The sequence below is a fragment of the Alcanivorax sp. HI0044 genome (genome assembly GCF_001634945.1).
Map to the genome: position 1 here is coordinate 1 of NZ_LWEZ01001207.1, position 7,838 is coordinate 7,838.

The 7,838-nt window shown below is 57.8% G+C and carries 6 protein-coding genes and 2 pseudogenes; all 8 read left to right on the forward strand.

The features are described 5' to 3' along the window. Positions 1 to 289, forward strand: a pseudogene (mutL, locus tag A3730_RS16675) (DNA mismatch repair protein MutL); the annotation flags it as partial. Between the two features lie 89 nt (positions 290 to 378). Beyond that, positions 379 to 1,332 (forward strand): tRNA (adenosine(37)-N6)-dimethylallyltransferase MiaA, encoded by a 954-nt coding sequence (miaA, locus tag A3730_RS16680; protein ID WP_063538487.1) that lies wholly within the window; start codon positions 379 to 381, stop codon positions 1,330 to 1,332. 246 nt (positions 1,333 to 1,578) lie between these two features. Continuing rightward, positions 1,579 to 1,866, forward strand: a complete 288-nt coding sequence (gene hfq, locus A3730_RS16685) for an RNA chaperone Hfq (protein WP_063519029.1) — start codon at positions 1,579 to 1,581, stop codon at positions 1,864 to 1,866. 353 nt (positions 1,867 to 2,219) lie between these two features. After that, entirely contained in the window at positions 2,220 to 3,593 is a 1,374-nt protein-coding gene (gene hflX / locus A3730_RS16690) for a ribosome rescue GTPase HflX (RefSeq protein WP_063538486.1), read from the forward strand. 37 nt (positions 3,594 to 3,630) lie between these two features. Next, positions 3,631 to 4,803: an FtsH protease activity modulator HflK gene (gene hflK / locus A3730_RS16695; RefSeq protein WP_063520064.1), complete on the forward strand. Its 1,173-nt coding sequence runs from the start codon at positions 3,631 to 3,633 to the stop codon at positions 4,801 to 4,803. Next, a complete protein-coding gene (gene hflC, locus A3730_RS16700) occupies positions 4,803 to 5,870 on the forward strand; it encodes a protease modulator HflC (protein WP_063520065.1) in 1,068 nt (355 codons plus the stop codon). The genes hflK and hflC overlap by 1 nt, the downstream gene beginning before the upstream one ends. A 326-nt stretch (positions 5,871 to 6,196) precedes the next feature. After that, a complete protein-coding gene (locus tag A3730_RS16705; RefSeq protein ID WP_063518607.1) occupies positions 6,197 to 6,670 on the forward strand; it encodes a DUF11 domain-containing protein in 474 nt (157 codons plus the stop codon). A gap of 179 nt (positions 6,671 to 6,849) precedes the next feature. Next, positions 6,850 to 7,838, forward strand: a pseudogene (locus A3730_RS16710) (DUF11 domain-containing protein); the annotation flags it as partial.

Below are 7,838 nucleotides of genomic sequence, written 5' to 3' on the forward strand. Positions count from 1 at the left end.
GGCCTTGCTGCGCAACGGTGACAGCGAATCCATGGTTCGCGATGTGTTGTCGGATTTGTTGGCGCAAGGCAGTAGTGAACGTATTGCCCAGAAGCTGGATGAGCTGCTGTCCACCATGGCCTGCCACGGCAGTGTGCGCGCCAATCGTCGCCTGACGATCCCGGAAATGAATGCCCTGTTGCGCGACATGGAGGCCACAGAGCGCTCCGGCCAGTGCAACCACGGCCGCCCCACCTGGACCCAGATGAGCATCAAGGATCTGGATCGCCTGTTTATGCGGGGGCAGTGATGAACGTCGGACGCCAGACGCCGGACGCCCAACGTGAAATCGGCTCAGTCCGGCGTCCGGCATCCGGCATCAAGCCTGTTTTTCTTCTCATGGGGCCCACCTGTTCCGGCAAGACGGCGCTGGCTATCGAGGCGGTGCAGTCCCTGCCCATCGAAATCATCAATGTGGACTCGGCGCTGGTCTATCAGGGCTTGAATATCGGTGCGGCCCGCCCCACTGAAGAAGAACTGGCATTGGCGCCGCACCGGTTGCTGGGCTTTCGTGATCTGACCGAGCCCTATTCCGCTGCGGATTTTCGCGCTGATGCCCTCGCTCAGATTGAACAGATCCACGCCAACGGCAAATTGCCGTTGCTGGTGGGCGGCACGGTGCTGTATTTCAAGGCCCTGGTGGAGGGGCTGGCACCGTTGCCGGAAGCGGACCTGCGGGTGCGGGCGGAGATTGCGGCCCTGGCCGAGGCGCAGGGCTGGCCGGCGGTGCATCAGGCGCTGGCCGAGGTGGACCCGGTGACTGCAGCGCGGCTCAAGCCTACGGACCGGCAGCGGTTGCAGCGGGCGCTGGAAGTGTTTCGCCTCACCGGTCGGCCGTTGTCGGCGTTTCATGCGGAACATCATACAACTGTCATAAAGAACCGGGATGGTTTAAGTCAGTTCAGCGGATTACCGTATCCGGTGCTTAGCATGGCGCTGGCCCCGCAGGACAGGGCCTGGCTGCATGAGCAGATTGCCTTGCGTTTTCGGGCCATGCTGGACTCCGGTTTGCTGGCCGAAGTGGAAGGGCTGCGCCAGCAGCCACAGCTGCATCCGGACTTGCCGGGCATCCGGGCGGTGGGCTATCGCCAGGTGTGGGAGTATCTGGACGGCCAGTATGATTACGACACCATGGTGGAGCGGGGTATTATCGCCACCCGCCAGCTGGCCAAACGCCAGTTCACCTGGTTGCGAAAATGGCCGGATCTGCAGTGGTTCGACAGTAATGATCTGTCACAGCGAAAGGCGCTGTTTGGGCAGCTTGCGAAGATCTGTAAATCTGTGTTTAGTTAGCCCTGAAAGCATGCGTTTTGGTTTATAATGCAATGACTGCATAGGTCTGCGACGTTACTCGGGAATGGTGTCGCGGCCATGGATGGGTCGGGACCCGGAACCTTTTGTGTGGGTTGTTGACAAAAATTTGCCCGGTGGCGCACCGGGCGGAGGCAGTGGCCGTTTGGGACGGTTTCGCTGCTGCATCGCGCTGATTGCCCGAAGTGTTGGGCGCTACTTTTTACTGATATTTCAAGGAGATCTACCATGTCAAAGGGGCACTCGCTACAAGACCCTTTCCTGAACGCGCTGCGCAAGGAGCGTATTCCGGTTTCTATTTTCCTGGTGAACGGCATAAAGTTGCAGGGGCAGATTGAGTCTTTTGACCAATATGTCGTGCTGCTGAAAAATGCAGTCAGCCAGATGGTGTACAAGCACGCAATTTCTACCGTGGTGCCGGCCCGTAACCCTCGTGCAACGGGTAATCCGGCCATGGCTGCAGGTGCGGGTGCTGCGGGTGCTCCGGCTGCAGATGAAGGCTACGGCAATCAGTAACACTGCCTGCTTCGCCTGATGGGGTGTCGCTGTAAAGCCCCAGACAGAGCCACCTTCGGGTGGCTCTGTGCGTTGTGCGCTGAGCTTCTTGGGAAGCCCCTGAAAATACGGGCTCCATTGTGGGAAGCCATGTTGGGTGCCGTGGACAAGGGGGCGATAACCATTCGGGTTGTATGGTCTCTGCGTCAGGCATTCGACATTGAGCGGTCGGCAAGCTGTCAGCGGTTCACGACAAGCAATCAAATGGCAGGAGGGTGTTGTTCACTCTAATCCACGAAGAACCTGTGCATTTCCTGCCTTTCCACCATCATCCTGGTTTAAACTAGGGCCACCTGTCCCCATATCCGGATCTTATGGAATTATTTGATCGTACAGAGCAAACACGTACCGAAGCGGGTGAGCGGGCGATTCTGGTTCATCTGGAGCTGCCCGATGCCATGGGGCGTGAGGATCTGGACGAATTTCATCACCTGGTGACCTCCAGCGGCGTGCAGCCGGTGGCCGAGTTGACCGGCAAGCGCGACCGCCCGGACCCGGCCCTGTTTATCGGCACCGGCAAAACCGACGAGTTGGCCGCCATGGTGAGCGAGTACAACGCTGACGTGGTGCTGTTCAATCATGCACTGAGCCCGGGCCAGGAACGTAACCTGGAACGGGTGGTGAAATGCCGGGTGCTGGATCGTACCGGGTTGATTCTCGATATTTTCGCCCAGCGGGCGCGCACCCACGAGGGGCGCTTGCAGGTTGAGCTGGCGCAGTTGCGTCATTTGTCATCCCGCCTGGTGCGGGGCTGGACCCACCTGGAGCGCCAAAAAGGCGGTATCGGCCTGCGTGGCCCGGGTGAGACCCAGCTGGAAACGGACCGCCGTTTATTACGTGACCGTATTCGTGGGATCGAATCGCGCCTGGACAAGGTCCGTAAGCAGCGCGCTCAAGGCCGCCGGGCACGACAGCGCTCGGAAACCCCGCTGATTTCCCTGGTGGGCTACACCAATGCGGGGAAATCCACCCTGTTCAATGCCATTACTACTGGTGATGTCTATGTGGCGGACCAGTTGTTTGCCACCCTGGACCCGACCCTGCGCAAGGTGAAGGTGCCGGGCGTCGGCCCCGCCATTCTGGCGGACACCGTGGGCTTTATCCGTCACCTGCCGCACCGGCTGGTGCAGGCATTCCGGGCCACCCTGGAAGAAACGGTCAACGCCACCCTGCTGCTGCATGTGACCGATTGCAGCGCGGAAGAGCGCGACAGCAATGTCGCTGCCGTCGATGAAGTGCTGGAAGAAATCGGTGGTGACAAGCTGCCGGTGCTGCATGTCTATAACAAGGTCGATAACCTGGACCAGGCCCCGCGCATTGAGCGAGACGAGCATGGCCAGCCCTGGCGTGTGTGGATTTCTGCCCAGACCGGCGACGGGTTTGATCTGCTGTTTGAAGCCATCGCGGAACGGCTGGCGGCTGGCTGGGTGGATTGCTGGGTGCGATTGCCGGCATCTGCTGGGCGTCTGCGTGCACGCTTGCATGAGGCTGGAGAGGTGCTGGAAGAGCAGACCGCCACCGATGGCGGCATGTTACTGCGCATCAATGTGAATCGGGTGCACTTTGAGCGCCTGCTTCGTGAACAGGGATTAAAAGAGGAAGAGCTGGTAATTCCGGCCCCTGTGGTTGCAGGTGACGACACCCCTTCCTACAATTCAGAACGCTCGCCAAACGCGAGTCATCATTAGGCTGGAGCCCATTGGTTCTGGCGGACTGGAGATCTACATGGCGTGGAATGAACCCGGCGGCAACAAGCCGAAGGACCCTTGGGGTGGTGGTGGCGACCAGGGGCCGCCGGACCTGGATGAAGCCCTGAAAAACCTGAAAGACAAGATCAACAATGTTTTCGGCAGCAAAGGCGGCAAGTCCGGCGGTGGCGGAAGCAGTAGCGGCGGTGGATCTCCCTGGCCGGTACTGATCATCGCACTGGTCATTGTGTCTATCGGCTATGGCCTGATGGGCTTTTTCCAGGTGGATCAGCGCGAACGCGCCGTGGTGCTGCGGTTCGGTAAGTTCGATCGCATCGTGGAGCCGGGCCTGAACTGGCGGGCGCCCATTCTGGAGCAGTACGAGAAGGTGGATGTGGGGCAGAACCGTCGCTACGAAATCACCGAGGAAATGCTCACCAAGGACACCAACATCGTCAGCGTGACCTTGCAGGTGCAATACCAGGTGCTCGATCCGCGCCCGTTCCTGTTGAAAGTTGCGCAACCGGAAGAAATTCTGGAACACGCCACCAGCTCGGCCTTGCGCCATGTGGTGGGGTCATCTTCCATGGATGATGTGCTCAAGGATAACCGTGAGGCGATCCGGGTACAGGTTCGTGAACGGCTTGATGATTACCTGAATCGTTACGATACCGGCCTGGTGCTGCGCCAGGTGGTGCTGGATAAAACCGAAGCGCCGGATGCGGTTCGTGATGCCTTTGATGATGTATCCAAGGCGAAAGAAGACGAAGACCGCTTCAAGAAAGAAGCTGAAGCGTACAGCAATGCGGTGATTCCCCAGGCCCGTGGTGAAGCCCAGCGTATTGAAGAAGAGGCCTTTGCCTACAAGCAGCAAGTAATTGATGAAGCGAAGGGTGATGCCAATCGCTTTACCGACTTGCTCACCGAGTATCGCAAGGCGCCGGATGTGACCCGCGAACGTCTCTACCTGGAGACCATGACCCAGGTGTTCAGCAACACCAGTAAGGTACTGGTGGACGTGAACAAGGGTGATAGCCTGATTTACCTCCCGCTGGACAAGTTGATGAATAACCAGGACGGCAAGGTCAAGGTGCCGAGCCAGAGCGCGACGTCTTCCGGCTCGACCTCGAGTGCCGGCGCAGATGATGGTGGCAGTGGCCGCAATACCGGTCGCAGCCTGTACAACAACCGAAACCAGGAGCTGCGCTAATGAATAATCGTGGATGGATGGCGCTGCTGGCTCTGGGTGTGCTGGCATTGTTGGCGCTGGATTCCTTTTTCATCGTTAACCAGAAAGAAAAGGCGGTGCTCAAGCAGTTCAGCCGGATCGACAAGACTGACATCGAGCCGGGCCTGTATTTCAAATGGCCGCTGGTGGAAGAAGTGGTGAAAGTGGACGGGCGCGCATTGGTCTATGACGTGCGCAGCCAGTCATTCCTGACGGCCGAGAAGAAACTGCTCAACGTGGATGCATTCGTGATCTGGCGTATCAGCAACGTGCAGCGCTATATCGTCAGCGTGGGGGGCGGCTCTTCCAATGCCCAGGTGATGGAGCGTCGAGCCCGTGAGTTGCTGGATCCCCGTGTGAACGAAGGCCTGCGTAACGAATTCGCGTCACGCACCGTGTTCCAGGTAGTGGCCGGTGAGAGCGACGTGGAAAAAGTGGAAGGTGACAAGGCGATTATCCGTGACCCTGCCACCGGTGAAACGGTGGAAGTGCCAACCGACCAGCTGGATGAATCCGTGCTCCGTGAGGCCAAGGCAGCTAAAACGGATAGCGATTCTGATTCTCCGGTGCCCAGCGTGGCCAACGATCAGCGTGAAGCGTTGATGGACCAGGTGCGTGATGAGGTGAACAAATCCACCCTGGAAGATCTGGGTATCGAAGTGGTGGATATTCGCGTCAAGCAGGTGGACTGGCCGGATCAGGTCCGTGGCCGGGTGTTTGACCGGATGCGGGCGGAACGTCAGCGAGACGCGGCCGCACACCGTTCCCAGGGCCGTGAGGAGGCAGAAAAAATCCGTGCCTCTGCAGACCGTCAGCGCACCGAGACATTGGCCCAGGCATATCGCAAGGCGCAAAGCTCCCGCGGTGAAGGGGATGCGGAAGCGGCCGCGATTTACGCTGAGGCCTACAATCAGGACAAGGAATTCTTCCGCTTCTACCGTAGCCTGCGTGCTTACTCGGAGAGTTTCGATCAGCCCGAGGATGTGCTGATTCTGGAACCGGACAGTGATTTCTTCCGCTACCTGAACGGGGCGAAAGGCAGGCCTTGATGTCCTCGTTCGCTGAAGCACAAAAAAACCGCCTCTGGCGGTTTTTTTGTGGGCGGGAGTGATGGGATCCCGGTAAGTTGTTGTTTTTAAAGAGATGAGGCGAGAGATTCGCGCTGAATGTGTTCTTTTTGTGTATTTTTTACATTCTGTTCACACACATTGACTGATTTATGTGCAAAATGCGCGCTGGGTCACATAATATTTAATTCTTATCTGAGCGTGTGTGACTCGGGCTTTTGATTTTTTTTGCATACTGGGGTATGCCGCATTGTGTCGGTGTATAGGTAAAATCAGGGCGAAGCCCTGGATGTATCGGGGATTTATTCATGAAAAAACGGATCATTTCGGCTTTGGCTGTGCTGATGTCTGCCGCTGTGTGGGCGGATGCACCCTTGTCCAGTCAGATGGACTCCTACCTGGTCACTCACGAAAACGGCAAGGAAGTTGTTGTTGAAGCTGAGCAGGCCAGCCCTGGAGATATTGTCGAATACCGTCTTACCTACACCAATAATAGCGATCAGCCGCTTTCCGGCCTGGTAATCACCGGCCCAATCCCTACCAACACGGTTTATCTCAAAGACAGTGCTGCCACCCAGGTGAGCGCCGATTTCACCGTCAGCATTGATAACGGCGACAGCTTTCAGGCTGAGCCGGTAACCAAAACAGTCACTGGCGAAAATGGCCAGTCCAAGAACGTCGAGGTTTCTCCCAGCGACTACACCCAGGTGCGTTGGCAGCCGAAAGGCAGCCTGCAGCCTGACCAGGTGCAGCAATATCGCTATCGGGTAACGGTGCAGTAGCACCGGGAGAAACAGACGGGGGATCGAAAGATCCCGGGAAGTCTTGTGCGAGCGGCTTGATCGTCAGCGATCGGCCGCATGGGGAGGGGCGGACCGCTCGTGAATAACGAGGGGCCGCTCTCGCAAGGCTTTCGAAACCGAGGGTAATCCAAAACACAATCCATTAAAGGAATGAAGCCATGAAACATGCCTTCAACAAGGGCGTGTTGTCTTCGAAAATGGCCGCATCCCTTGTGTCTGGGGGTCTACTGTTTGCCGCAGGGCAAGCATGGGCGCTGACTGACGCAGGGACGGACATCAAGAACAAGGCAACCGTTACCTATGAAGATGCCAACGGCAACAGCTACTCCGCACAGTCCAATGAAGCGGTAGTGACCGTTGCAGAAGTCTATGCGGGTACGTTGGAAAATGACGGCAAGAAATCCGGTGCGCCGGGTGAAACCGTTTACTTCAGCCACACCCTGAAAAACACCGGTAATGCCACCGACACCTTCACCCTGGACGGGCTGAATGGTGCCGGCGCAGCGGGTAGCTATCAGGTGTTTATCGACGCCAACGGCAATGGTCAGCCTGATGCCGGTGAAAGCGCCGCCACGTCTGTGAGCGTTGACGCGGGTGACCAGGTCGAGCTGATCCTGGCCGTGCCGGTTCCATCCGGAACCGCAGCGGGCGCCACCATCGAAGGCACCTTGCTGGTGCGTTCGACCCGGGGCGATGGCAGCTTCGACGCCAATGACGGTGGCTTGGTACAGGATATCGGCAGCAACGCCGATATTGGCGACTATAACTCTGACGGTGTTAACGGCGCAGACGGTAACGACACCAACACCGATCAGGTGACGGTGACCACCGATGCGGTGCTGGTAACCACCAAGTCTGCATCTGTCAATACCTCTAACAACACCATTACCTACACCTTGACGGTGAAGAACAATGGTGGCAGTGCGGCGCAGAATGTAAATATCTTCGATGCCGTGCCAGCCAATGCCACCTTTGTGGAAATCAATTCGGTGAATGGCTTGTTAGCGTCTACTGATAGCTACCAAGACAGTACGGGTGCGAGCCAGAACATCCCGGCGGATGCGACCACCATGTACACGCCGGCGACACTGGCCTTAATTGATGAGCCGGGTGTGGACCTGGACGGGGATGGTTCTTCTACTGGAAC

Excerpts from the sequence above, each read along its gene's own strand:
- miaA (WP_063538487.1), top strand. The coding sequence starts at position 379 with ATGGGGCCCACCTGTTCCGGCAAGACGGCGCTGGCTATCGAGGCGGTG.
- hfq (WP_063519029.1), top strand. The coding sequence starts at position 1,579 with ATGTCAAAGGGGCACTCGCTACAAGACCCTTTCCTGAACGCGCTGCGC.
- hflX (WP_063538486.1), top strand. The coding sequence starts at position 2,220 with ATGGAATTATTTGATCGTACAGAGCAAACACGTACCGAAGCGGGTGAG.
- hflK (WP_063520064.1), top strand. The coding sequence starts at position 3,631 with ATGGCGTGGAATGAACCCGGCGGCAACAAGCCGAAGGACCCTTGGGGT.
- hflC (WP_063520065.1), top strand. The coding sequence starts at position 4,803 with ATGAATAATCGTGGATGGATGGCGCTGCTGGCTCTGGGTGTGCTGGCA.
- A3730_RS16705 (WP_063518607.1), top strand. The coding sequence starts at position 6,197 with ATGAAAAAACGGATCATTTCGGCTTTGGCTGTGCTGATGTCTGCCGCT.